Annotated in this window: 21 protein-coding genes; 6 read left to right on the top strand and 15 right to left on the bottom strand. The window is 38.9% G+C overall.

The genetic code is table 11. The features are described from left to right. The first annotated feature begins 3 nt into the window (after nt 1-3). Both L3V77_RS18315 and L3V77_RS18320 read left to right on the top strand, forming a co-directional pair. Nucleotides 4-843 (top strand): hypothetical protein, encoded by an 840-nt coding sequence (locus tag L3V77_RS18315; protein ID WP_275137693.1) that lies wholly within the window; start codon nt 4-6, stop codon nt 841-843. A gap of 473 nt (nt 844-1316) precedes the next feature. Continuing rightward, on the top strand, nt 1317-2669 hold the full coding sequence (locus L3V77_RS18320; RefSeq protein ID WP_275137694.1) for a hypothetical protein: 1353 nt from the start codon (nt 1317-1319) through the stop codon (nt 2667-2669). Between the two features lie 224 nt (nt 2670-2893). Here L3V77_RS18320 and L3V77_RS18325 read toward each other — a convergent pair whose 3' ends face one another. The 5 genes from L3V77_RS18325 to L3V77_RS18345 form a co-directional block, all read right to left on the bottom strand. Further along, nucleotides 2894-3319 (bottom strand): hypothetical protein, encoded by a 426-nt coding sequence (locus tag L3V77_RS18325; protein ID WP_275137695.1) that lies wholly within the window; start codon nt 3317-3319, stop codon nt 2894-2896. Nucleotides 3320-3353: 34 nt separating this feature from the next. Then, nucleotides 3354-4064, bottom strand: coding sequence for a tetratricopeptide repeat protein (locus L3V77_RS18330; RefSeq protein WP_275137696.1), 711 nt, complete (start codon nt 4062-4064; stop codon nt 3354-3356). A gap of 986 nt (nt 4065-5050) precedes the next feature. Beyond that, nucleotides 5051-5743, bottom strand: a complete 693-nt coding sequence (locus tag L3V77_RS18335) for an aspartate/glutamate racemase family protein (protein WP_275137697.1) — start codon at nt 5741-5743, stop codon at nt 5051-5053. Between the two features lie 131 nt (nt 5744-5874). Beyond that, nucleotides 5875-7653, bottom strand: coding sequence for a sodium:solute symporter family protein (locus L3V77_RS18340; protein WP_275137698.1), 1779 nt, complete (start codon nt 7651-7653; stop codon nt 5875-5877). 521 nt (nt 7654-8174) lie between these two features. Continuing rightward, nucleotides 8175-9365 (bottom strand): iron-containing alcohol dehydrogenase, encoded by a 1191-nt coding sequence (locus L3V77_RS18345; RefSeq protein ID WP_275137699.1) that lies wholly within the window; start codon nt 9363-9365, stop codon nt 8175-8177. A gap of 651 nt (nt 9366-10016) precedes the next feature. Here L3V77_RS18345 and L3V77_RS18350 point away from each other — a divergent pair. Continuing rightward, entirely contained in the window at nt 10017-10661 is a 645-nt protein-coding gene (locus tag L3V77_RS18350; RefSeq protein ID WP_275137700.1) for an HAD family phosphatase, read from the top strand. 38 nt (nt 10662-10699) lie between these two features. Here L3V77_RS18350 and L3V77_RS18355 read toward each other — a convergent pair whose 3' ends face one another. Further along, nucleotides 10700-11353: an SH3 domain-containing protein gene (locus tag L3V77_RS18355; protein ID WP_275137701.1), complete on the bottom strand. Its 654-nt coding sequence runs from the start codon at nt 11351-11353 to the stop codon at nt 10700-10702. Between the two features lie 364 nt (nt 11354-11717). Between L3V77_RS18355 and L3V77_RS18360 the strand changes: the two genes are divergently transcribed. Continuing rightward, nucleotides 11718-13598, top strand: a complete 1881-nt coding sequence (locus L3V77_RS18360; RefSeq protein WP_275137702.1) for a methyl-accepting chemotaxis protein — start codon at nt 11718-11720, stop codon at nt 13596-13598. A 173-nt stretch (nt 13599-13771) separates the two neighbouring features. Here the strand turns inward: L3V77_RS18360 and L3V77_RS18365 are convergent, their stop codons facing one another. The 3 genes from L3V77_RS18365 to L3V77_RS18375 all read right to left on the bottom strand — a co-directional run bounded on the left by L3V77_RS18365 (nt 13772) and on the right by L3V77_RS18375 (nt 17453). Continuing rightward, nucleotides 13772-14491: a 3'-5' exonuclease gene (locus tag L3V77_RS18365; protein ID WP_275137703.1), complete on the bottom strand. Its 720-nt coding sequence runs from the start codon at nt 14489-14491 to the stop codon at nt 13772-13774. 1 nt (nt 14492) lies between these two features. Then, a complete protein-coding gene (locus L3V77_RS18370) occupies nt 14493-16355 on the bottom strand; it encodes a DUF294 nucleotidyltransferase-like domain-containing protein (RefSeq protein ID WP_275137704.1) in 1863 nt (620 codons plus the stop codon). 378 nt (nt 16356-16733) lie between these two features. Further along, entirely contained in the window at nt 16734-17453 is a 720-nt protein-coding gene (locus tag L3V77_RS18375; RefSeq protein WP_275137705.1) for a FadR/GntR family transcriptional regulator, read from the bottom strand. A gap of 339 nt (nt 17454-17792) precedes the next feature. On the opposite strand from L3V77_RS18375, the gene L3V77_RS18380 reads away from it, so the two are divergent. Then, on the top strand, nt 17793-18509 hold the full coding sequence (locus tag L3V77_RS18380) for a FadR/GntR family transcriptional regulator (protein WP_275137706.1): 717 nt from the start codon (nt 17793-17795) through the stop codon (nt 18507-18509). Between the two features lie 216 nt (nt 18510-18725). Continuing rightward, nucleotides 18726-19004 carry a hypothetical protein gene (locus L3V77_RS18385; RefSeq protein ID WP_275137707.1) on the top strand — a complete coding sequence of 93 codons (279 nt, stop codon included), beginning with the start codon at nt 18726-18728 and terminating at the stop codon, nt 19002-19004. A 55-nt stretch (nt 19005-19059) separates the two neighbouring features. Here L3V77_RS18385 and L3V77_RS18390 read toward each other — a convergent pair whose 3' ends face one another. The 6 genes from L3V77_RS18390 to L3V77_RS18415 all read right to left on the bottom strand — a co-directional run bounded on the left by L3V77_RS18390 (nt 19060) and on the right by L3V77_RS18415 (nt 23405). Then, nucleotides 19060-19488: a hypothetical protein gene (locus L3V77_RS18390; RefSeq protein ID WP_275137708.1), complete on the bottom strand. Its 429-nt coding sequence runs from the start codon at nt 19486-19488 to the stop codon at nt 19060-19062. A 250-nt stretch (nt 19489-19738) separates the two neighbouring features. After that, entirely contained in the window at nt 19739-20614 is an 876-nt protein-coding gene (locus L3V77_RS18395) for an L-ribulose-5-phosphate 3-epimerase (protein WP_275137709.1), read from the bottom strand. Between the two features lie 12 nt (nt 20615-20626). Next, a complete protein-coding gene (locus L3V77_RS18400; RefSeq protein WP_195706249.1) occupies nt 20627-21271 on the bottom strand; it encodes a 3-keto-L-gulonate-6-phosphate decarboxylase UlaD in 645 nt (214 codons plus the stop codon). Nucleotides 21272-21275: 4 nt separating this feature from the next. Beyond that, the gene (locus tag L3V77_RS18405; RefSeq protein ID WP_275137710.1) at nt 21276-22097 is read right to left on the bottom strand and encodes a Cof-type HAD-IIB family hydrolase; all 822 of its coding nucleotides are present in this window, start codon (nt 22095-22097) and stop codon (nt 21276-21278) included. A gap of 31 nt (nt 22098-22128) precedes the next feature. Beyond that, nucleotides 22129-22821 (bottom strand): L-ribulose-5-phosphate 4-epimerase, encoded by a 693-nt coding sequence (locus tag L3V77_RS18410; RefSeq protein WP_275137711.1) that lies wholly within the window; start codon nt 22819-22821, stop codon nt 22129-22131. A 119-nt stretch (nt 22822-22940) separates the two neighbouring features. Then, nucleotides 22941-23405 (bottom strand): PTS sugar transporter subunit IIA, encoded by a 465-nt coding sequence (locus L3V77_RS18415; RefSeq protein WP_275137712.1) that lies wholly within the window; start codon nt 23403-23405, stop codon nt 22941-22943. Between the last annotated feature and the right edge of the window lie 42 nt (nt 23406-23447).

Raw genomic sequence — 23447 nt, forward strand, 5'->3', positions numbered from 1 at the left:
CAAATGAAAGTACTCACGCTTTTCCTGCTCCTCACAATGCTTGGTTGTTCCAGTTCCGTTGAAATCGAGGACTACACTAAATACGTCAATAATATGGATAATGGATACATAGAAGCGAGTCATTTCAGATTCGCATTTGACGGCTATGCTCCTATTGACTTACATGGCGACTATTCGCGTGACGATTCGGTTCATATCGAGCCAATTATGTACAGCGGTGAGGCTGGGTTAGTTGGCGTTCTCGCCCAAATTGGAGCCTACAAATCTGTTATTGACGTTCAAAGAGACCAAAAACGACTAGAGGCAAAAAAAATATCTGATGAAGCCATATCGCCGTTAGTCGAGCTGGTAAAGCACTTTTCAACTGAAGATCTTGTTGGAAAGTATAGGTCAATGATGGTAGATGCAGACGTCGTTCGCCACCAAGACATTCTTTTTATAAAACCCGTATTCTACAGCAATAAAGAAATGACGCGCTTTTTCCTTATTAGCATAGTTGAACTAAAAACAAAGAACACAAGCCAACCAAAGTATAGAAATTTAATAGAAGTGCATAGTCATATCTTATCCGAGGCAGACTTAGTAGAAATCAAAAGTGGAAATATAGAAGTATTGGTAAGAAATCTATCCTCACTAATTCAACAAACACTATATATAGCAAAGCGAGAACTGTCGGGCCAATACACCATTATCAATCCCAAGAAAGAGACATTCATAATGGATAAGAAAGTTGTTAGAGGAGCAATGATAGAGAGTCGTTGTAAGTATAACGTTATTCAGGACCTTCATTATTGGTTTATTTCGTATCCTTCTAATAACGATATCGATAAATGCCGTGATTAAGGCACATCATTAACTGAGATTGAAGCCACTTTTCTTTCGAATAATTGCTTTGGGGTAAAAACTGTCATTGCTTAATGAACGAATGGAAATAAAATCATCTGAACCAATAGGCAGTTACTTCAAAAACATTTTTTAAGGTGCGTGTCCTTGTGATTTATTGTGATTTCATTTTTGTATTTTTAACAAAAAGCACTACAGCAATATATTCTTAAAACCATTATAGAAATAATTATTGCTTAAAAATTAATTTTCTTAAAGCTCCATTTTAAATCTACACATATCACATCACTCAGGTGTTAAAGTAAAATTATTGATTTAGACCAAGGTTACCGCATTAACACGTTGATATTACGAATTAATATAATCATCATGAAAATGATAGAAAACGTCAGTACAAATTTTCGTTGAAAAATTTTATACTTACAAAGTTCAAATATTTCAATTAAAAAATAACCATTAAATAAGGATATACAGTGAAATTAGTCAACAAAATGCTAGGAATAATGTTAATTTCTATCGTTTTTATTAGCGGGTGTTCTTCTAATTCTGGCCCAAGAATCAAAGCAGCAACATTAACGAAAGGAGTAACTTACAAAATAGAGAGTTTTGAAGTCGATCTTGCTTATCGGATTTATATGGAAAAATATCTCGATGAAGAAAGAACCACACAGGTAATGAGGAAACAGTTCGAAACCACATTGCAACAGGCAAATTTGTTAGCATCCGATACATCTAATAATGTGTTACCTATAAATGTTTATTTTGACTATCGGAGAGTCTTTGCCGGAGAAGATACTCCATTCCCTTCTGATGTAGTTTCATCCCCTAATTTCATGTATCAGATAACCACATTCGAACAAAGTGAAGTGATGTATATCATTAACTCTTCTAAACAGATATCACTGTCCTCAGTAGGTGCGTTTTTGGATCTGTTTACTAAAGATACTAACGTTTCTCGCGATGCTTTATTTTCAATTTCCGCAGCACACCTAGCCGCTGAAAAACTAATTAGTGTTACCCCTGGCATCGAATTTAAAGAAATGAGTGATGAAATTTACCCAGAAGTTGCTCAGTACATGAAATCTGTATTCGAAGAATACAATCATCTTATTACCTCTGGACTACATACTGATTATATCCCAAAAAGCATTGCACAAGATTATATAGCTCGATTGAAAAGCGATAACTTTGAAACTAGAAAATCGGCTTATAAAGAACTTCAAAAGCAATGGAATAACCAAGACGAAATATATCAATATTTGGAAAGCCAGTTGCTGTCTATTTACATGTCTGACTTAACAGAGCAACAAGTTGACGAGGTTGAGTATCAACTAGAAACTATTGCTATGTCAGGGCTAATCAACTATCAAGACACCCTCAAAAAAATATCGACACAAGCGAAATCAGAATCTCTGAAAGAAATGGCGTGGAGTAACCTAGAAGTACTTCAATCTAGAAAAATTAGGGCGAATAATGTGCATAAGCCACTACCTACTGAAATCGTTCTCGATTGGAAAGAGCATCAGCTTTTCAATATGATTATGTCAAACGATATATACTTGCAAAAAACAGCCGTTCAAAGGATATATAGAGAGTTTCCGAAAAATGAGATATTACTCGATGCATTAAGCCTCTCTTTAGATGAAGCATCAAGCAGGAGCTACTATAAAACTCAAAAACGTAGGGATTATCACGCTTGGTTATGTCGAGTACTCGGTATGTCAGAAAACCAAAAATACAAAGCAAAACTCGACTATACGGCAATCAATGCCAACTGGGAAAAAGTTCGTAAATACGCAATGAAATATGCTGCAAAACTGGAATAACATCTGACAGAATCAACGTGATCATTTATGAGAGTACTAATCGATTAGATAGTGCTCCTTTCTTGTACTGTTATAAGATTAACTCTTTTAATTACCAACCTAAAACGATTGTAACTTTCCGCTAATTGGAACATTTAATGATGATTCCACCAGACGCTTGAATAATGCTAGCGAGGACAGCTACCTGTCCTCGTTACTTAAAATTGCAGATAAGAAAAGAGCAGTTACTGGTTTGCACATACCTCTTGTCTACCTTTGGTATAGTAACACTGCAGCGTAAACGTAGATGCATTTTTTAACATAATACTATGTAACATTATTGGTTCAAATTCAGTGTCGGCATAGAACGCAGCAGCTTTTAACGCCGTTCTTTTATTAAACACATCATTTGCCCACAAGTTCTTATTTAGAATCATACAAGAAGATGGTTTAGGCGTGCCCTTACATGCTTCTATTGATCTTTCATAAATAACTAATTGGTGTAAGCAATTATCTAAGATTTCACCTTCTTTCATTACTGATTTACAATACAAATTTTTATCGTCACCAGATTTAAAAGATGAAAACTGGTCTGAATAATTGAGCATTGAAGAACTGACACAACCCAATAATAAACTTGATAATACACCTAAAACCACTATTTTTGTCACATTACTCTCCTCATTGGCATACAAGAAATCGAACTCATTTTTCTCTTAAATTTTTGATGTATTTCAACTCATCAAGAGCAATTTTATCTAAAGAATCAATTTCCAGTGCCTTCTGATATTTTTTAGATGCTTTATCTAACTCTCCCATCTCAATTAATACATATCCAGACCCTCTTAATGCTCTAGCATATTCACTCTCTGCTTTGTTTTCTGGCGCATATAGTTGAGCGTTTATTTCAGCCTTTTCATAAGTTGATAATGCTTTGTGCCACTGCTTTTTAGACTGGTACACATTTGCTAACTCAGATAACAACTTTGAGTTTACCGGCGATATGTTTAATCCTGTTTGTAAAAACTGCTCAGATTCTTGTATATTTTTAAGTTCAAACTGCACATAACCCGCTAAGAAATAAGTATTCGAGCAAACACTGTCGACAACTTGAATCTTTTTATTCTGTGTTGATAACGTCTCTTGATAATACTTCTTCTCTTTATCACTTCTGGCGCTCAATACGTTGTCGCCCTTAGAAACGACTTCTGAAGAGCAATACTCCAAAAGTGGCAAAATAAAGTTATCCCAAGCTAATTTAGGTTGATTGATTTCAATAGACAAATCAGCCTTAGCTAATAAATCTTCAGGTGAATCATCTTCAATTTTTTGTACAGTTTTGCTCGAGCACCCCACTATGGCGAGAACTAACATTATTGCGAAGTATTTAAATTTATTTTCTTTCCTAACTACCATTAAAACATTTCCTCAAAAATAATTAATTATACAAATAGAGTTACGTTACAGCCTGCTAATTGCACATAAAGGATGCTTATATTCTTGCGATATACGTCAAACCTAGATGGCCTATTAGCTCATCGCCACATCCCGAACTTACGATAATTAAATTGGCCCAAACCTCTAGCATCAGAGGTGTTTAATTTAAATATAACTCTAGATTCGCCCTATTAACAAAATCGATTTTGGCCATGAATCATAAAAATAACCACCCCTCACCACCAAAAAAGAATGCATTAAGAGCAATTGACACACTACAGTCTTCATCACATATAAATTATTGAATGTAATTTAATTAGAAACAATCAATTACGAGCTATTAAAGAAATTAGATGAACTAGCTTAACCTTCAACCAAAATTTGGTATTTGGAAGTTCACCTCACACAAACTGTCACCAATTAACTGATTTCAGGTCATTATCCATAGCCATTACGCTTTTACACCTTATACTTATGGAATAAATATCACAATTTAATAATAAGAGATTCAGTAATTTATTCTCAAAAATCAGATTTATGTCAATTATTGAGCTTCTTAATACATTATTGATGTTTTTGTAAATAAAGATATCTGGCCTTATAATGTGTATACAAATCATTCACTTCGATTTTCATCATGTAAAACCAACACATTAAGGCACGCATGAATTATTGTTTGCAAACTAAAACTTTGTTTTGTTGCGAGTTCATGGAACATTAATTTTGACCAAATTAGTAACCTTCTTAAGGTGCCTTAAGTTGCTTTCTTTTGGCTTTATTCATTGTATTTATTTTACCTTTCTTATCGTACGTGCCCATACATTTGATAACTGAGTTCATCGATATCGTCTTTTTTTCTAAAACCACAACCGATTTTTCAGACATAAAAAATCGACCACAACGATTGTCGTGGTCGATAATAAAACGTCTATTTCGTTCATGGATGCATAAGCTTTGAGCTTCGATTATGCCAAGGCGAATCGCACCGCTGCTCGAGCATGGATTTCAGTGGTATCATATAGAGGTACATCCGTATCCGCTTGTTTCACTAGCAATGCGATTTCAGTACAACCAAGAATAACAGCTTGAGCACCCTGCGCCTGAAGGTCACCAATGATTGTCAGGTAAGTCTCTCTAGAGTGATCTTTGATTTGTCCTAGGCAAAGCTCATTATAGATAACCTCATGAACCGTATTCGCCTGGTCTGGCTTTGGAATATCGACGCCAATAGAATAGGAATCTATTAGGCGGGATTTATAGAAATCTTGCTCCATCGTAAACTTGGTCCCTAACAGCCCTACTTGACTAACACCGTCATCGACAAGTTGTTGAGCTGTAGCATCGGCAATATGTAATAGTGGAATGGAGACTGCCGATTGAACCTTGTCGGCGACTTTATGCATAGTGTTGGTGCAGATCAAGAAAAAGTCCGCACCTGCGGCTTGCAATGATTGCGCCGCCGCTGACAGTATATCTGCCGTTTTATCCCATTCCCCTTGATGCTGAAGTGTTTCTATTTCAGCGAAATCGACGCTGTACAACACTAACTTTGCAGAGTGAAGTCCCCCGAGCTGCTCTTTCACGCCGCGATTGATAGCGGAGTAATAGCTTGCCGTTGACTCCCAACTCATACCACCTATCAAGCCTACTGTTTTCATTACCATTCCCACGTTTAATTTCAACTAAGAAAGATTAGCGTAAAGTTATCCAAAAATGAATTTAGTTTGGCATTAGAAACAAAAAAACGAGTCGCAATGACTCGTTTTTTACATTTAAGCGCTCAGAACTACTAGCCTTGTGATGCTAGCTCATCCTTTTTCTCTACGGTGTCATCAACCGCTTTTACGAGAAGTAAGCCTACACCCATAACAATCGACCCACAAAGAACGAAGATGAAACGCCCCCATAACGGGTTGGGTAATACGAACATACACATAACGCCAACACCCGCTATCGCGATAAGTGTACCAAGCATGCGACGCTGTTTATTATCTAGCGCTTTCTGCGCATCCGATTCTGACACTAATGGCGTAGCCAAATTGTCAAAGAACTTATCTACATCCTTCTGACGTTCTTCAGATAGCGGTTTGTAGAACAGAGTCGACATTACAAAGAACCCACCCGTAAAGACAACGTGGGATAGTAAGCCAAGGGCTACTTTAATATCTGACCACTCTCTACTTGTTAACTCATTGAGGCCAAACCAGCCTTCTACCATATCTGCAGTCACAACAAAACCGACTGCATATGAGACTATACCACCCACAATGAGTGTGCCCCAGCCTGCCCAATCTGGTGTTTTCTTAATAAAGAAACCACAAAATGCAGGAATAGTCATTGGGAATCCAATTAACGCACCTACGTACATCATCGTATCAAAAAGACTTAACCCTTTGAGTGAATTGATGAACAGCGCTACCAAGATAATGGCGATACCGAAAAATGTAGATGTGAGTTTAGATACAAAGACTAGTTCTTTCTCCGTTGAATTAGGACGAAGTATTGGTTCGTAAAAATTCTTAACAAAGATACCTGAATTACGGTTAAGCCCAGAATCCATTGAAGACATCGTAGCCGCAAACATCGCCGCGATAAGCAACCCTACCATACCTGCTGGCATATATTCTTCAACAAAATATAGATAAGCGAAGTCTGCTGCCTTACTACCTTGTTCAGGATAAATCGCTGCTAAATCAACACCCTGACCCGCGATAAACCAGCTAGGCATAAACCAAATCATTGGGCCAAGAGTCATTAATACGCACGCTAGCAATGCCGCTTTTTTGGCATTTTTTGAATCTTTCGCAGCGAGATAGCGGTAAGAGTTCAACATATTGTTTGTAATACTGAATTGCTTTAGGAATATAAATACTGCCCAAATACCAAATATGCCAACATAGTTTAGGTTATTACCTGAAACAAACGATGCGCCTTCATCAATCGGGAAATTACTAACGATTTCGCCAACGCCACCACCCTGAACAATCGCAACAACCGCACACGTTACGGTCACCGACATGATGATAACCATCTGCATAAAATCTGACGCGATAACAGCCCAAGAGCCACCTGTCACCGACATCACCAGAACTACCGCACCAGTTGCAATAATAGTTGTTTCCATATCAAAGCCAAAAATACCAGAAGCAATGATTGCAAGGGCGTTTAACCAGACACCAGCGGATACAACACTGTTTGGCATACTAGACCAAGTAAACACTTGTTCATTCACTTTACCAAAACGCATCCGAATGGCTTCAATAACAGTGACAACTCGCAACTGTCGAAACTTTGGAGCAAAGTATAGATAATTCATCAAATAACCAAATGCATTGGCTAAAAAGATAACCGCTACCGCAAACCCATCGTTATAGGCTTTACCAGCTGCGCCAGTGAACGTCCACGCGCTAAACTGGGTCATAAATGCGGTAGCACCAACCATCCACCACAGCATGTTGCCGCCACCACGAAAATAGTCGCTCGTTGTGCTAGTAAACGTACGGAACATCCATCCTATCGCGATTAAAAATAGAAAGTAGATGCCCACAATTAGAATATTCAGATCCATTCGCTAAGCCTTCATAAAAATAATTTCAGACGACAATATACCTTCTTATCTAGCCTTATTGTAGTACAATATACCCAATGCGTGATATAGATCAGTTAATTTACATGAGAAATAATCATACAAATAAACTAGACATGGTCATTAGAAAAACCAGTCAACCATACGCTATATAATTATATAACATACTATTATATAAGATAAAATACTGTATATTCGAACTCTATACCATTCATAATAATCAGAAATCCATCCATATTCTACGCAAAAATTGCACATTAACAGATGAAAATTTCGTCATTAAATCGTACATAAATACAATATAAATTGTCCATATTTCACAAAGTATGACACCTTTGTATTCGATACTGAAAAGAGTCGTTCTGTTCAAATTTGTAAAAAAAAACACCCATATCGCCTGTAAACAATATGGGTGTAAAAAGGACGGATCCTAAGAGAGAGGCTAACAACGAGAGTGGTGTTAGCATCGATAATCGCTAATACGTATAACTTTATTAATATTATTAGTAGGCGAGTTTATATACCTCGATAATCTCTTCTTTGGTAATTGGCTTAACACCTGCTATCGTTTTGGTTCCAGGTAATGCGAACATTCGAACAACATCGTCAGCCATTGTTTCAAAACTATCAGCAGGAATATTATCGTCAGAAAGCGTAATCAACATACCCGTACGCACCAACCACTCTCTTACTTTCACGGCAAGCAACTTAGCGGCAACGTTATCATCTGTTTCAACAACACCAAAACAACGACGAGCTAACTGTGCCCAACGCTCTGGACGTACACCCGCAAAAAACTCAAGGTAAGGAGGCACAATTACCGCCATGCCTCTTGCGTGACGCATATCAAAATGCGCAGAAAGTGGCATTTCAATTGAGTGCATTGGAATCGACCCTAAACGCCCCAAAGCTTGTAATCCAGACCAACCAAAAATTGAACACAACGCAAGTTCACCACGAACGTTCAGATCATTAGGGTCCTCAATTACTTTGTCGAAATTATCCATTAAGTTAAGGATCATAGCTTCCGTTTGTCTGTCAGCAAAGCCCGAGTCAGCATCACTTGAAAGGTAGTGTTCAATTAGGTGGGAAAAGATATCCACACAGCTTTCATTGGTAATAAAATCTGGCAATGAAGTGTATAATTCAGGGTCAATAATAGCCACTTTAGGGATGCGGTATTCCGAACGACTGAAACTCTTTTCTTTCGTTTCCCAATTACTTAACACGCCGCCAGCATTACATTCAGAACCGGACGCTGCCACAGTTGGAATGGAAATGATTGGGAATGCGCCTGTATATTCACGAGCAACGCGGTCACCAAGAACAACGTAATCCCAGCATGAGCCGCCAGAATAAGAAGTAGCCGCAATATATTTAGACCCATCAATAACAGAACCACCACCTAATGCGATAACTAAATCACATTGTTGTTCGATAAATAATCCAATCGCTTTATCAATAGTTTGAACACGAGGGTTCGGTTCTATCTCTGTAAAAATAACCACTTCAATGCCACAATCGGTCAACGATGAAACAACCTTATTGATAACAGGAGCAAACGTTTCATTAGCTTCATATGTTGCTAGAAATACTTTTTTTGCGCCTAGTGAAACCGCTACATTACCTACTTCGCTAATTTTTCCAGGCCCATAGGTTAACTTAGTTTGAAAATTCCACGCAAAATCTTGCATTACCTCTGTACTCCTAAAGATTATTGTCACCAAACACCTTAAAAAACCTTGTCGTATCAATAATGTCTTAAGGTGTTTTATAGATACTGCGAGAAGGAACGGCTTTCTGTTCTTTCTACGTTGTCACTCATGTCATTAACCAAATCAGCAACGACATAAGTAAGCATTAAAATCATAATGTACTACAAATGAAAAATATGGGATCTATATCAAAAATTCACTAAATGTATTACAAAATACAAAATATTCAGACTCAGAATCATAACTAATAAACTATATTAATTTATTTTTATTTCATAAATACTCTAAAAATACATATAGTTAAGTATGATATTATTTACCCTTCACTAGATGTTCAATTATGATAAAGCCTTAATCACCGAAGATTTCATGATTTCCATTAGCTCTATTTGTAGTATTAATTATCAAAAAGGAGAATTGAATTAATGATGATTAGACTTTTGGCGCCTAAAAAGTAAGATCGACAAAGTAACTGTCAATAAGTAAGGATACTCCTTTTAAGAGTTTGTAGATCTCTTGAACGGATTGTGGCATTAATATCAACGTTAACTAATTAATGTCATCAATGACGTTGATGAACGACTATAGGTAGTCAGATTTTATTTAGCTTGATAAGTAAGGTAAATCGCAATGAATATAAAAGCTGTTCTTTTTGATATGGACGGGCTTATTTTTGACACTGAACGTTTATACAAAACGAGTTGGCAAGAGGCCGCTAAAGACCAAGGGTTAGAAATTAGCGATGAGTTCTATGGACATTTTATTGGTGTACAAGATCCAGAATGTGAAGAGTTATTGACCCATAAATTCTCGCATTCTCTTGATCTAACTAGATATCGACATATTCGAGATCAACACATTCACAAAGCAAAAAAACAAGGTCTACGTTATAAAACTGGTTTCCATACCCTGTTTAAAATGTTGCAAGGAAAAGGCATTTTGTGTGCACTCGTCACCTCTTCACATAGACCCGAAGTGTATGATAATTTCGCTCATTCTAATTATCTAGATCTATTTTCAACCATCGTTACTGCAGAAGATGTAGAGAAAGGTAAACCGGATCCTGAATGTTACTTACTCGCTTGCAAGATACTTAACATTCAACCAATGTATGCATTGATATTAGAAGACTCAAATAATGGCATGAAAGCAGGTATAGATGCAGGGTGCCAGACGGTGATGATCCCAGACTTACTTCCTCCTCGAAACGACATCGAGGCAAAGGCCAACCATGTTTTTTCCACTTTAGAGGATGTCATTTCTCTTCTATCATAGTTAAGATATTACATCGCTCGATTTCAAGTTATTGAGTATCAAGGTTGAAATATTTCACCTGATTCAACGGTTACATATACTTTATTCTCTCTTTTTGTACCGCCACAATAAACAAAGTAGACCGGTTCAATATCAAACGTTCGCGATAGAACCCATCCGTCCATCAACTCAAAGTCTTCGTACCGGCATGTTCCGTCTTCGATAAGTTTACGTGTTGCAATAACAAACTGATCTTGATAGGTCATAAAATCATCCGATTTATTCACTAACTTCAGCATGTTTTTTCTAACCTCTCTTTCGGTAATAATGGGTTTGTTGTGAGAAATAAAATCCATATGGACCCAATCCGCAACATCATTACCACTCTGATGGATTTCATATTCAGAAATCCGTACCCAATCGTCTTTTATCTCGAGAGCTTTCAGTGATTTACCTTTACGCAATACCGACCGAATAGACGCGCCTTTTCTGGGGTATGACCTAACGTTAAGCTTATTGGTATCAACAAAATAGTCCATATTCACTTTTACAACCGTTTTAACCTCCATTTCTGGTTCTTCTACCTCCGTAGCAACCTCATCAGGCACAATCAACCCAGAGTCATCATTCATCATGAAAAAATAGTAATACGCTCCCCCTCCCGCCCCTGCTAAAAGTAGAAGTACTACAATAATAATCACAATTTTCTTCATAAATTACGCCTATTTATACCCACACTTGAGCTTTCGTTTATAACAGATAATTGTTCATTCAAATCACGAGTCCATCTATTTATTTCGGCCACATTTCAAATTACTTTAGTCGGCTAAGATTAGCAAATTAGGCTACCTAGCTTGCTACGTTGTTTAGTATTCAACGCTTTTGCTTTGTATTTCCATTTAGTAGCCGTTTAGCCTACTTCTAATAAAACTATCATTAACGTGAACTAGGCTATAAAGTCTCTTAACTAATTTCGACCAAGTTCAATTAGAATGACTACCATTAAGTTTCATTATCGCCACAACATGCAACCCACTAAATCACATAGATTTTCTATGATTGAGTACGGACATACATATGAGTGCAAAAATAAAATTACTTAGCTTTATTGGTATCCTGTTCACCTTCGCCATTCTTTTAGTCACTGCGGTGAGCTTTTTCAATTTCAAATCTACATCTGTTAGCGGCTATACCCATTCACTTGAAAGACAGTCTTTTTTGATAAGCAACGCTCTTGACGAAAAAATGCAACGCTATTTTGACAGCCTCAATTTGATGAGTGCGAGTTTGAGTATCGATGACCAAGGCAACATTGATGTTGAGAGCGTAACAAAAACACTCAAAACCATCGAAAATGACCTAGGCGTTCTTGCCTCCTATGTTGGTCTCAAAAGCGGTATTACCTACCTACCGAAAGGGGAGATACCTAACTTTAATGCAAAATCATTGGGTAGGGAGTGGTATGAAAGAATATTCGCGGGTGAAAGGAATATAATAACCACACCTTATACTAGTAGCACTGGAAACTTGGTTATGGCACTGGCTGTTCCAGTGATAAGAAGCGACAAGGTCGTCGCGACTCTCTCTGTCAATCTTCCTGTCGATGGCATCACTCAGTTTATAGAGCATTTATCACACGATAATCAACTTTTTGTGAGTCGATCTGATGGTTTTATACTCGCAGCAAAGTACCCCGATTATATTGGTAAAAACCTATTCGAGATGCACCCATCATATAAGGAATACAAAGATAAAACCGGAAGCAGCCATTCTTATCAATTTGAAGGTCAGGATTATTTTGTCGTTAACGCTGTCGCGCAGTCGCTAGGTTGGAGTATATGGGCATGGGATACCAGCAGCAATATCAATGCCGCTTCCAACGACAACCTAGTACAAAGCACCTCGATTGCGATAATTCTCGTGCTTATTTCGTTGGTCGTAGTATATCTACTCATCACAAAATTGATGTATGTCCCAATTGGCGGAGAACCAAAAGAGATCGAGGATTTGGTCCATAAGGTCGCCAATGGTGATCTATCTTTACAGCATACTACTACAGGTACCGAATCCGGTGTTTATGCTGCAACCTTGTATATGACCAGTAATTTGAGATCTATTATTCAAAATATTAATCATGCAGCGGAAGAGCTTAATACTTCATCTGTTAAAATGTCCTCTTCAGCTAAAGAAGTAAACCTGAGCTCTGAACAGCAAATGATGCAGTTAGAACAAGCATCGACAGCGATGAACCAGATGACAGTCACTGTAGATGAAGTGGCAAGAAACGCATTACAAGCCTCTAGTGCTGCGCAAGAAGCTAACGATTACTCTGACCGAGGAATATCCGTTGTCACTGAGATGAATCAGAATATTAACAAACTCGTTCAAGGAATAGAAAAAGTCGTTGTTGTCACCAACAAACTTGAACAGGAAACGCAGAGTATTGGCCACATTTTGGAGGTAATCAGTAGTATATCAGAGCAGACCAACTTACTTGCGCTGAATGCGGCTATCGAGGCCGCTCGGGCAGGTGAACACGGTAGAGGCTTTGCCGTCGTTGCTGACGAAGTTCGTAATCTCGCCAATAGAACCAAAGAAAGCACCAGTGAAATACAAGAAATGATCACCAAACTTCAGGTAGAGGCTAAACAGTCTGTTGAGTTAATGGAAGTGAATGTTCATGATGCTCAATCTACATCTGAGAAATCAGATAGCGCTAATGATGCACTTCAAGCTATCCGCGATTCTGTATCGGTTATTCTGGATATGAACAATCAAATAGCCACTGCCGCAGAAGAGCAAACACACGTCGCAGCAGAGATTAACGTTAACGTAGTAGAAATCAATGATATTGCAAAGAGCACCTTTGACCGTTCCAAGAATAATACACGAATGGCCAACCAGCTTACGGATATTGCGTCTTCTCTCAATCAATCCGTCGATAGCTTTAAGCTCTAGTTGTTAAGTTTTTATTCTTTAACTCTCTTTAGCAACCAGCAGCCATCATAAATAAACATCCCACCTTCAGAACCGGTGGGATGGTTACTTCTCGATTCAGAGCAAGTCTACCGCCCGCTTAAGCAAAAACAGCCATCAACTCACGATACTTCCAGCATCTTCTTATACCTAAGTTACTGGCTTCGACTTATTCGGTACAACCTGCCAAAACAACTTTTTTGGTTTCGATAGATTCGCTTTAGTTGAGCCAGCAACAATTCAGCCGTTGCAACAGAATCTATTAACGCCCCATGAGCGTTGTACTCAGGTAAACCATATCTGTACCTCGTAGAGGATAATCTTAGATCCAGCTCCATTGAACGATCAGAAAGCTTACTTAAATGTTTCTCTAACCCGAGCGTGTCTAACCATAATAAGGGAACAGGTTTAAGTTGATATCTATTTGAAAGGTAGCGATTAAAAAAATTTCTTTCTATCACACAACCATGCGCCACAATTACTTTACCAACAGATTGAGAAAAAAACGCCATCATTGCTTCGTCGAGTGTAATGCCTTTCATTAACATTTCTGGCGTAATGTGATTAATTACCGCTGTCTTAGCTCGAATATCTGCATCTTCATTAATCATTAACTCAACACAACTCGACATATCAATTTTCTGATCACGAATAGTGACCCATCCTAAACTCAAAATTTTGTCTTCCATTGGATCCAAACCCGTTGTTTCAAGATCTAAGCAAATATATTCCTGTCGACAAGCGTCTTCATGTAAATCTGGATAATTTTCCAATAAATTTTGTTTGATGAATCCGGGTATCAAGCGACTATCAACGGTCTTGGCTCTCTCTCGATCGAGTTTCTTCAATGGATGAAAATAATGAAACAATGCCATATCAAAGGTTACCAAAACGAAGTTTTGCAGATTCTTGTAGTTCCGAAATAATACGGAATGCATCTTTTAAATGTTTACGCTCAAAACTTCCGAATAGATCTGGACTGATATGGTTATCGGGCTCGGCTCCATTTTTAAGCGCGTTGAGTTGATGGCTAAATCGGTACTGTGAAATAAACTGGTAGGCACCAATGATGTTCTTATAAGCATTATCTGAAAGTACCTCTTGTTTGTTTGCATATAGGAAGCGCTCTTCTGTCCCAGTTAACTCACTCTTAACAGAGAGACCGTAAATTCGAGCCAAGTCAATAATTAAGTTAAGTGCGTATTTCTTAATGTTCAGCGTTTTTTTATTATTACCACCTTTATCAAGCACAAGACTGTTAAAGATGCCTAACGGCGGATGAACGCTGGTAGCGTCACGAACCAGCATGCCCAAGAATTCTCTATTTGAAGCGATTTTATTGTGCATACATGATCGTAATTGATCGACATAGTCTACGTCACCGTACACTGCTCGGATCTCCAAAAACACACTGATATTAAGCAAACGTTCATACTCTGGATTGTCTACCCATTTCTTATAATACTCTTTCCATACTGTTATCGGTTGGCACCATTTTCTATTCGCTGCCATAAACTTTCCAGGGCACAAAGGATAAGCACATGCAGCAAGTCCATTACATACATACATAGCAAAGTGATGAAAGTAGAGCCTGTCTGATTCGGACGCATTTTCCTCTAACACGAGCGCGCTATCTTGGTCTGAAAGCATATGTACTTCATTTCTGGCATGTGACCCCGCGACCAACCATGCAAAATTGCATGGCGGTGCGCCAAACTGCTCAATCGCTATCTGTATAAGTCTTCTAGTACATGCGTCCATAATCATAGTCATCACTTTGCCTATAATTTCAACGGAGACTTTTCCCTCTACCAGCGCTTCAAATATTGCTTGTCGTTCGGGGTTTAATTTAGCCAATGCAGTGACATTTTCTGAATATTTGATTTTTTCGATAAGAAATATTGCTTGAACTCGATGATTCTGTACCAAATGTGACGTAGTCAGAAGACCAACAATTCTTCCGTCATCAACCACGGGAAGATTACGAATGTTGAACTGCATCATTACGGAGGCGGCGTGCAATACTAGATCGGTGGGTTTTACCGTAAGCGGTGATAAGGTCATGACATCTGATATAGGCCGAGAGATCGGTACCCCGTGAGCAATCACTCTTTTGGTCATGTCTCTATCTGTAATGATACCGACAATTTTTCCATGTTCAACGACAACCGCAGACGAGGAGCGTTTTGCAATTCTCATTTCTGCTGCAACATGTTGGATTGTCATTTGAGCGTCTACGACGGCAACCTTATCGCTCGCAACCTCAGAAACGCGCTTGATGAATAGTCCTTTTTCTTTGTTTGACCAAACCACATCCAATGCAGACTTTAAACGTACTTGAGCTTGAGAGGCAAAATGCTCGGCATATTCTGGATGTAAATCAAAAAGAGTAAGTAACGTATTGTGCGGTATAAGATAAAGTAGCGTGTTTTCAATCGCTGTCGCGCTATACCTTCCTTGTTCCTCAGCCCTTTCGTCCAAAAAGGTAAAGCCAAATAGGTCTTCTGAACCTAATCTCGCCCGTAGCACACCATTCTTTAGTCTTTGTTCAACCGAACCAGTCCTGATGATATAAAGATACCTGTTCTCTTTATCTTCCATATCAATCACCTCTCCTATTCCAAGATAAGTAATCTGGATCTGTAATGAGAGTTCTCTAACAATTGTGATAGGAAGCTTATCAAAGGGGTCAGTTTGAGCAATAAACTGAACGATATTAGGTAATAAGGTTTCTGGCATATTAAGTTATCGATTTATGATTCTATTTTGTATTATTATATACTCAAGTGTTCAATTAATCACTAGTGTTACTTTCATGATATCGAGATAATTTATGCAAAAAAGAATTCATCACTCACATGAAACACGCACCCATAGATGCGGTAAACAGAGTCATGCCTATGATCATCCCAATAGAGATAACAATGGATAAAAATAGTGGCGTGTAGATCAACAACAGAGCAGTCATATCCATTATTATACCCAACATCAATAGTATTAAGTTGAATACAAAATTGGACAATACGACATGTTAGATAGAGTAATGGCTTAATAACATGGAATTTATTCCAAAAAAAACCAGTGCTAAAAAGCACTGGTTTTTAATAACTAGTTTTACTAACTTATTGCCGGTAAACGGTGCTTATCCGATTGCAAATGTTCTGAAGACACTTTTTTCGCTTTTTCAGCATTTCCAGCCATTATTGCTTCATATATTTCACGGTGTTCGCGCAGGCAAACATCCCCTTCTTTTGAAGAGTGTGCAAAAAAGTTGATAAACATCGACTGTAAAATGTTACCAAATGGCAGATAAAAATTGTTTCCTGTCGAATTGAAGATTAGATTATGAAACCTCATATCTATTTCTATCCAAGCTTGCTGATCAAATTCAGTCGCATTTGCTATCTCACACATCGCTTGAAATGTTTCAGACAATTCTATTCGTTGATCCGCACTTGCGTGTAAAGCGGCTAACGCGCATGCTTCAGGTTCTATTGCCTTACGTAATCCAAGGAACTGTTGGCAAAACACGTCAGTATCAATCAACCCATCCATCCACTCAATTAATTGTGGATCTAAAAAGTTCCAATGAGCCCTCGCCTTAACCTTGGTGCCAATCTTAGGTCGAGATTCTAACAGACCTTTTGAAGTAAGTAATTTAACCGCTTCTCGCAACGCCGTTCTGCTGATACCAAATTCTTCACAAAGAACCATTTCTCCGGGTATAACCGAACCTTCAGCCAAATCTCCTGATAAGATTCCACGAGCAATTTCTCTAGCAACTTGAACGTGTAGACTACGTTTTGAACCCGAGATTGAATTAAATGTACTGGTCATGAGACTCTTCGTAATAAGTGATTATGTATTATTTAAGGAAATGTAACATTTTTTACCTTGCTTACCAATGAATAACTGATTAAACGTGATGACCAACATGTTATTAATCGCAAGCTTTTATGGTGTTAACATCCCTATAACTATGTACATCAATATTTGCCAAGAAGGTTTGTAATAGCATGCTCATGATCTAATTATTGATAAAAATGTTAACCTAACTCTTGCTGTAATGCTCTTGTATTGTATGATTATATCACAATTGAATCGCTACATATACAAATACGACACCATAGCAATAGGAACGGCAAGCGTCATTCGCTCACCCGTTAGGAGTTAACAATGGTCACTTTTACACTCGTTGCTGAATCTAGCAAAAAAATCCATGTGCAAGTTGCAAAGCAAATCGCCAGAAAAATATTGTCCAGCGAACTTGAGCAAGGAACAAAGCTACCAAGTGAATTCGAGTTATGCGAACTTTTCGGGATCAGTCGTACAGCGTTACGTGAGTCGATGAAACTGCTTACCGCCAAGGGTTTAATTGCCTCTAGACCGAAGGTTGGAACAAAAGTACTAACAAAAGAAAACTGGCACTTTCTAGACCCTCAATTATTGGAGTGGATACAAGATTTAAAGGGTACGGAGATTTTTTTGCACCAATTTCTTGGACTCCGAAAAGCGATAGAACCTGAAGCTTGTGCCCTCGCATCTATGAATGCGACGATTGAACAAAGAAAAGAGATCTCAGTTTTATTCCAAAATATGAACAAAGCGGCGTTAGAAGATGACGAACTGTCCTGGATTGAAAACGACTTGCAGTTTCATTGTGAGATATTTCAGTCTACAGGCAATAACTTCTTCATTCCTTTTGGTAATATCCTCTCTACTATTTTTAGGCGTTTCATCGACCGTTCAGCTGAAGGCGGCCACTATTGTTTGGATGAACACAGAGCAATATACGAAGCAATCATGGCTGGAAACTCAACACAAGCCAGGCTCGCTTCTGTTGCTTTATTGCAAGATCATAATCAACGGCTGGCCGCAGTCTCTGACTGTTAGGTCGTCCGCCTCTTCCCCTTTCTGTGCCTCTCTCCTATTTCTCTCCATATTTGCTCCTTTATTAGGTTTTATATTCGTAAACAGTAGAGAGCATTGTGACTCTACTTAAATAGACACTCATTTGCGTTTTTCCGCCTAGGGGCACCCTTTCCCTTACATTAAGGAACTCTAGGCGTTTTTTTTAACATTTCAATGTATAAGATTAGTGAGTCATATATGAATAAAGTTGTTCCAATCAAAACCGCAATAATGGCCTTAGCGGGTTGCATCATTGGCCTAACCACTCTTTTCTCTTACGCCAATACAGACATGCCACAAAGGCAGATGCCGCCAACTTTTGAAGAGATGGATGCAAATGGCGATAATTTGTTGAGCCTAGATGAAGTTAAAGGACCGCTGGCAGATGATTTTGATAAATTTGATGAGAATAGTGATGGCTACCTTGCACAAGATGAGCTTCCGCCACCACCAGGAAAAGGTCAAAAGCCTCAATAAAAGATACGTTTTTTGAGTAGCTTTAACGCTGCTCATTCACGTCCAATTTAGTCAATTAATGTGGTTTAGTTTGAATGAACTTCATATAGGCATTGGGTTTCCCGTTGACATATTCGGCAGCCGAGTGTGTATTGCTGTCCGCATTGCCTATAACACGGTATTCAATGAAATCTGCATCATCTTGAAATACAACAAATAAAAAACCCTCCACTATTTTCCAAGACCCTTTTCGCTGCTGGGAACCAAACATATCTTGTTCATAAGCCTTTCCGTTAGGCCTAAGTATCACTTCCGTTGATTCACCATCACTCGTAATTTTCACCCAAGGTTGTAAATGAACCTCAAAATTCAGAATTTTTCTGCGTTTTTTGCACCACGATTCTAGCTCCTCTTTCTGTCTTTCGGACAGGTGAGGAAGGTTATCAAGCGACAGAAGCTTGTACTGATTTTCAACCCAAAAAAGTTGTATATGAAGAAGCGTCATTTTAGTGCTCAAAAAAAACCACAAAATTGTGATTTATATCTAAATATTTTAAGCTACTTTGATACAAACCGTTAGATAAGTCAATTGAGCACCGTTGATTGACAACAAGGGACCGTTCAAAACGTATTGAATTTACTGATAAATGGAAAGGTATTGGCTGTGATTATTTGGGAATTGAATAAAGACAGGTTATTAAAGAATTTTTGCAGCAGGAAGCAAACGCCTATAACTGAATATAGGCGCTTTTAAATCAAAACAGAATCGGTAAACCAGCCGCTTCACACGCTTGGTTTAGTCTTACTTGAGCCGTTTTAATATTCTCTTCCCATTTCTCATCTTGTGCCCACATCTCAATGACAAGGGGCACGACAATATTAGACTTTTTAATGGTTTTGAATATAGCGTCAAAATCAACTTCACCCTCACCAATAACAAGGTCACGGAACTGTCCTTTATATCCTTCTTTCACTTTGTAGGTGTCCTTCAAGTGAATTTGAGTGATATTTGGGGCACTTAACGCAAGCTCTGTACAGGTGTCATAGTTCCAACCATTAATATTACCGACATCAGGGTATGCGGTAAAAAATGGTGAACGAACCTCTCGGTTGAGGACTTCGAACTTACTTAATGAGTTAAGATATTCGGTATCCATTATCTCTACAGAGAGCATTACGCCTGCTTTTTCAGCTAACTTAGAACAATAACGCATGCCTTCAATAAAGCGTTTATGTGTTTCTTCATTTGCAGGCTCATAATAAACATCATACCCAGCAAGCTGAATGTTACGCACACCTAGCTTATAGGCCAGCGTTATCGCTTTTTGCATATGAAGCGCGGCTTGGTCCCTAACTTCAGATTGAGCGGAACCAAAAGGAAACTTCCGATGAGCGCTTAAACACATTGATTGAAGCGGTATACCATATTGCTCGCACAGATGACGAAGCCCATAGATCTCTTCATCACTCCAATCCAATCGACTACGGCGTTCATCCGACTCATCTATTGATATTTCAAGAAAATCGAATCCCAACTCTTTGGCTTTCTTGAGCCTACTTTCCCAAGAAAAGTCGTTTGGGAGCGCTTTTTCATAAAGCCCAATACGGTGGCGTTCTAAGTTATTAAACATACCCTTCCTTACTTACCAGTAACGGTTAATCTGCTTACGCAATGCTTCTGCTGTCTCTCTTCCTTTATCTCCCGCAAGCGCACGACCGGCAATGAAGGTTTTCGCTTTAATACCTTCAAAAAGATGCAGTTCTTCCGGTACAATGCCGCCCGTAATAGATAGCTCAATACCTAAATCTGATAATGCACGCATTTTGTCTAGGTCAGCATCCGTCCAACCAACTCCAGCGAGTTCCGCGTCACGAGAGCGATGGTAAATAGCCTGCTTAATGCCAAGGTCAACCCACGCCTGTGCATTTTCCATGGTCCAATTACCGTAAATTTCGATCTGAATTTCACCGTTGAACTCATCCGCCACTTTTTTACACGCCGCAATTGTTGCTATATGCGCAGCAGCAGACACTGTTATCCAATCAGCACCAGCTTCAAAAGCCATACGCGCAAGAATGGCACCGCCATCCGTCGTTTTCATATCACAGACTAAGATATGGTCTGGATGATTCTTTCTCAGCGTTGCAACAGCGGTCATTCCTTCCGCAAAGGCAAGAATAGTTCCTACCTCTATAACATCAACAAAGCTTTCAACGTTATTGGCGACGGCAATGGCACTGGTTAGGTCTGTTTGATCTAGTGCGATTTGAATCATTGGTTTTGTCATAATTTTATCCTTTAATTTTCTCACGAATAAGCTGGGCTAGCCCACCTTGGTTGTTATCTGATTGACACACGAGATTAGCGGTAGCTTTAACTGTCTCATCGGCATTGCTCATTGCAACGCCTAACCCCGCTAGCGTGATCATGGAAATATCGTTGTGGTTGTCACCCACCGCCATTACTTGCTCTGGCAGGTAACCATGTTGCTTTAAATATTCAGCTAATCGGCTGCCTTTTGAATTGCCTTTAGCGGCAAAATCGACCCGATTGAACCAAGAACGTTCTCCAGAAAAGTTATCGCTTACAAAATTCAACGACTCTAATTCGGCGATATTTTTCGGCTCTCCTTCGATGACGAATTTCCATATATGTTCGGCTTCATCTATCTCTTCTTCGAAAGAATCAACACGTTTGATACTTGGCCGCAGATGCTTGTCAAAACTACCTGCCCAAGACTCTAATGCCTTCATATAATCAATGGGTTGACGACGTGAATAGACCATAGAGTTAGTGGTATAGAGCACAACTTTCATGCCATAGCCTTGAGCCAACTGTAAAAACTTTTTCGCGTTTTGTTTGGGAATAGCGTTCTCTATGAGCACTTTATGATTGCGATAGTCATAGATATAAGTCCCATTACAACAGATGGCGGGAGTATCCAGTTCAAGTTGTTCATAATAAGGTTTTGCAGCAGTATGATGACGACCGGTTACCATCAATACGTGACATTTTTCCTTCGCTTCTCGAATCGCTTGTACAACATCTGGATGAATACCATGTTGACTGTTGAGTACTGTTCCATCCATATCGAGCGCAAGAACCTTATACATGACTGCTCCTTCTCGTAACTGATCGTTAACGTTATCGCTGTCCATAATAAGCATTGGCACCATGTTTTCGGTTGTAATGCTTATCTGACAGCTCTGATTGAATTTTAATATCGCTATTGAGAGAACGAGTCGCAAGAGCCATTGCAGAAACCTCTTCTAAAACGACCGCGTTGTGAACCGCATCTTTGGCGTCTTTTCCCCAAGAAAACGGAGCATGACCAGCAACAAGGACACTTGGTACCGCTTGAGGGTCAATATTTCGGCTATGAAACTCTTCAATAATCACATGACCCGTATTTTTTTCGTATTCAACGTCTATTTCTGCAGGCGTTAAATTACGCGTACATGGAACATCACCGTAAAAATAATCCGCATGAGTCGTCCCAAGAGCGGGAACATCTAAGCTCGCTTGTGCCCAAACGGTTGCACTTCGAGAATGGGTATGAACGACACCACCAATATTTGGAAACGCTTTGTAGAGTTCAATGTGAGTATCGGTATCACTTGAAGGGTTCAAAGCCCCTTCAATTCGTTGACCTTCAAGGCTCACAACAACGATGTCATCAACACCCATATCGTCATATTCCACACCTGATGGTTTGATCGCGATAACACCTAATTTACGATCGATTTCAGAGACATTTCCCCAGGTAAATGTTACCAAACCGTATTTAGGTAATTGCAGATTTGCATCTAATACGCGTTGTTTAAGTGCTTGATACATATCTTTTAACCTTATTTTGAATGTAAAAAACCACTCGGCATCTGTGTTGAGAAGCCGATCTTTACATGAATTAAATTGTGGTACTAAAGCCCGATTAAGAGCGCTTTAGCTAATTGAATTTATTCCGCTAGCGCGGCATCTATCACTTGACAAACGTCTTCCACTGATTGGCAAGCCAATAGCTTTTCAACATCAACGCCAGATTCGCTATCTTCATCATCTAGTACTTGAGTGACTTCCATCAGCCCTTCCATATGTTCATCAGATGAACCTCCGGCAAGTGTTACCATCACTCTGACTTGTTCACCTTCAATATCGAGTGGCGTTGCCAAAGTAACCAATGCAAAAGCCGTTCTGTTTACGCCGTCTTCGGGGCGAGCATGTGGCATTGCAAAGTCTGGAGCGATACAGATATAAGGGCCTAATTTTTCAATACTGCGAACAATTGCTTTGTAGTAACTGGGTTCAACCGCCCCTGATGCTTCAAGCATATCAGTGCCGATTTTAATCGCTTCACGCCAGTCCGACGTCTCTACATTTAACTTAATTGAATTGTTTTCGATTAGTGATTGTTTAAAACCCATTATACATCTCCAGTAAAAAGGGTTGCTAGAAAGGGCTCCTAG

The sequence above is a fragment of the Vibrio sp. DW001 genome (genome assembly GCF_029016285.1).
Taxonomy (GTDB): Bacteria; Pseudomonadota; Gammaproteobacteria; order Enterobacterales; family Vibrionaceae; genus Vibrio.

Coding starts and splice junctions, on each gene's coding strand:
- L3V77_RS18350 (WP_275137700.1), top strand. CDS start 10,017: ATGAATATAAAAGCTGTTCTTTTTGATATGGACGGGCTTATTTTTGAC.
- L3V77_RS18360 (WP_275137702.1), top strand. CDS start 11,718: ATGAGTGCAAAAATAAAATTACTTAGCTTTATTGGTATCCTGTTCACC.
- L3V77_RS18410 (WP_275137711.1), bottom strand. CDS start 22,821: ATGTATCAAGCACTTAAACAACGCGTATTAGATGCAAATCTGCAATTA.
- L3V77_RS18375 (WP_275137705.1), bottom strand. CDS start 17,453: ATGACCAGTACATTTAATTCAATCTCGGGTTCAAAACGTAGTCTACAC.
- L3V77_RS18365 (WP_275137703.1), bottom strand. CDS start 14,491: ATGGCATTGTTTCATTATTTTCATCCATTGAAGAAACTCGATCGAGAG.
- L3V77_RS18340 (WP_275137698.1), bottom strand. CDS start 7,653: ATGGATCTGAATATTCTAATTGTGGGCATCTACTTTCTATTTTTAATC.
- L3V77_RS18415 (WP_275137712.1), bottom strand. CDS start 23,405: ATGGGTTTTAAACAATCACTAATCGAAAACAATTCAATTAAGTTAAAT.
- L3V77_RS18385 (WP_275137707.1), top strand. CDS start 18,726: ATGAATAAAGTTGTTCCAATCAAAACCGCAATAATGGCCTTAGCGGGT.
- L3V77_RS18370 (WP_275137704.1), bottom strand. CDS start 16,355: ATGCCAGAAACCTTATTACCTAATATCGTTCAGTTTATTGCTCAAACT.
- L3V77_RS18395 (WP_275137709.1), bottom strand. CDS start 20,614: ATGTTTAATAACTTAGAACGCCACCGTATTGGGCTTTATGAAAAAGCG.
- L3V77_RS18355 (WP_275137701.1), bottom strand. CDS start 11,353: ATGAAGAAAATTGTGATTATTATTGTAGTACTTCTACTTTTAGCAGGG.
- L3V77_RS18335 (WP_275137697.1), bottom strand. CDS start 5,743: ATGAAAACAGTAGGCTTGATAGGTGGTATGAGTTGGGAGTCAACGGCA.
- L3V77_RS18345 (WP_275137699.1), bottom strand. CDS start 9,365: ATGCAAGATTTTGCGTGGAATTTTCAAACTAAGTTAACCTATGGGCCT.
- L3V77_RS18330 (WP_275137696.1), bottom strand. CDS start 4,064: ATGGTAGTTAGGAAAGAAAATAAATTTAAATACTTCGCAATAATGTTA.
- L3V77_RS18380 (WP_275137706.1), top strand. CDS start 17,793: ATGGTCACTTTTACACTCGTTGCTGAATCTAGCAAAAAAATCCATGTG.
- L3V77_RS18405 (WP_275137710.1), bottom strand. CDS start 22,097: ATGTATAAGGTTCTTGCGCTCGATATGGATGGAACAGTACTCAACAGT.
- L3V77_RS18400 (WP_195706249.1), bottom strand. CDS start 21,271: ATGACAAAACCAATGATTCAAATCGCACTAGATCAAACAGACCTAACC.
- L3V77_RS18390 (WP_275137708.1), bottom strand. CDS start 19,488: ATGACGCTTCTTCATATACAACTTTTTTGGGTTGAAAATCAGTACAAG.
- L3V77_RS18315 (WP_275137693.1), top strand. CDS start 4: ATGAAAGTACTCACGCTTTTCCTGCTCCTCACAATGCTTGGTTGTTCC.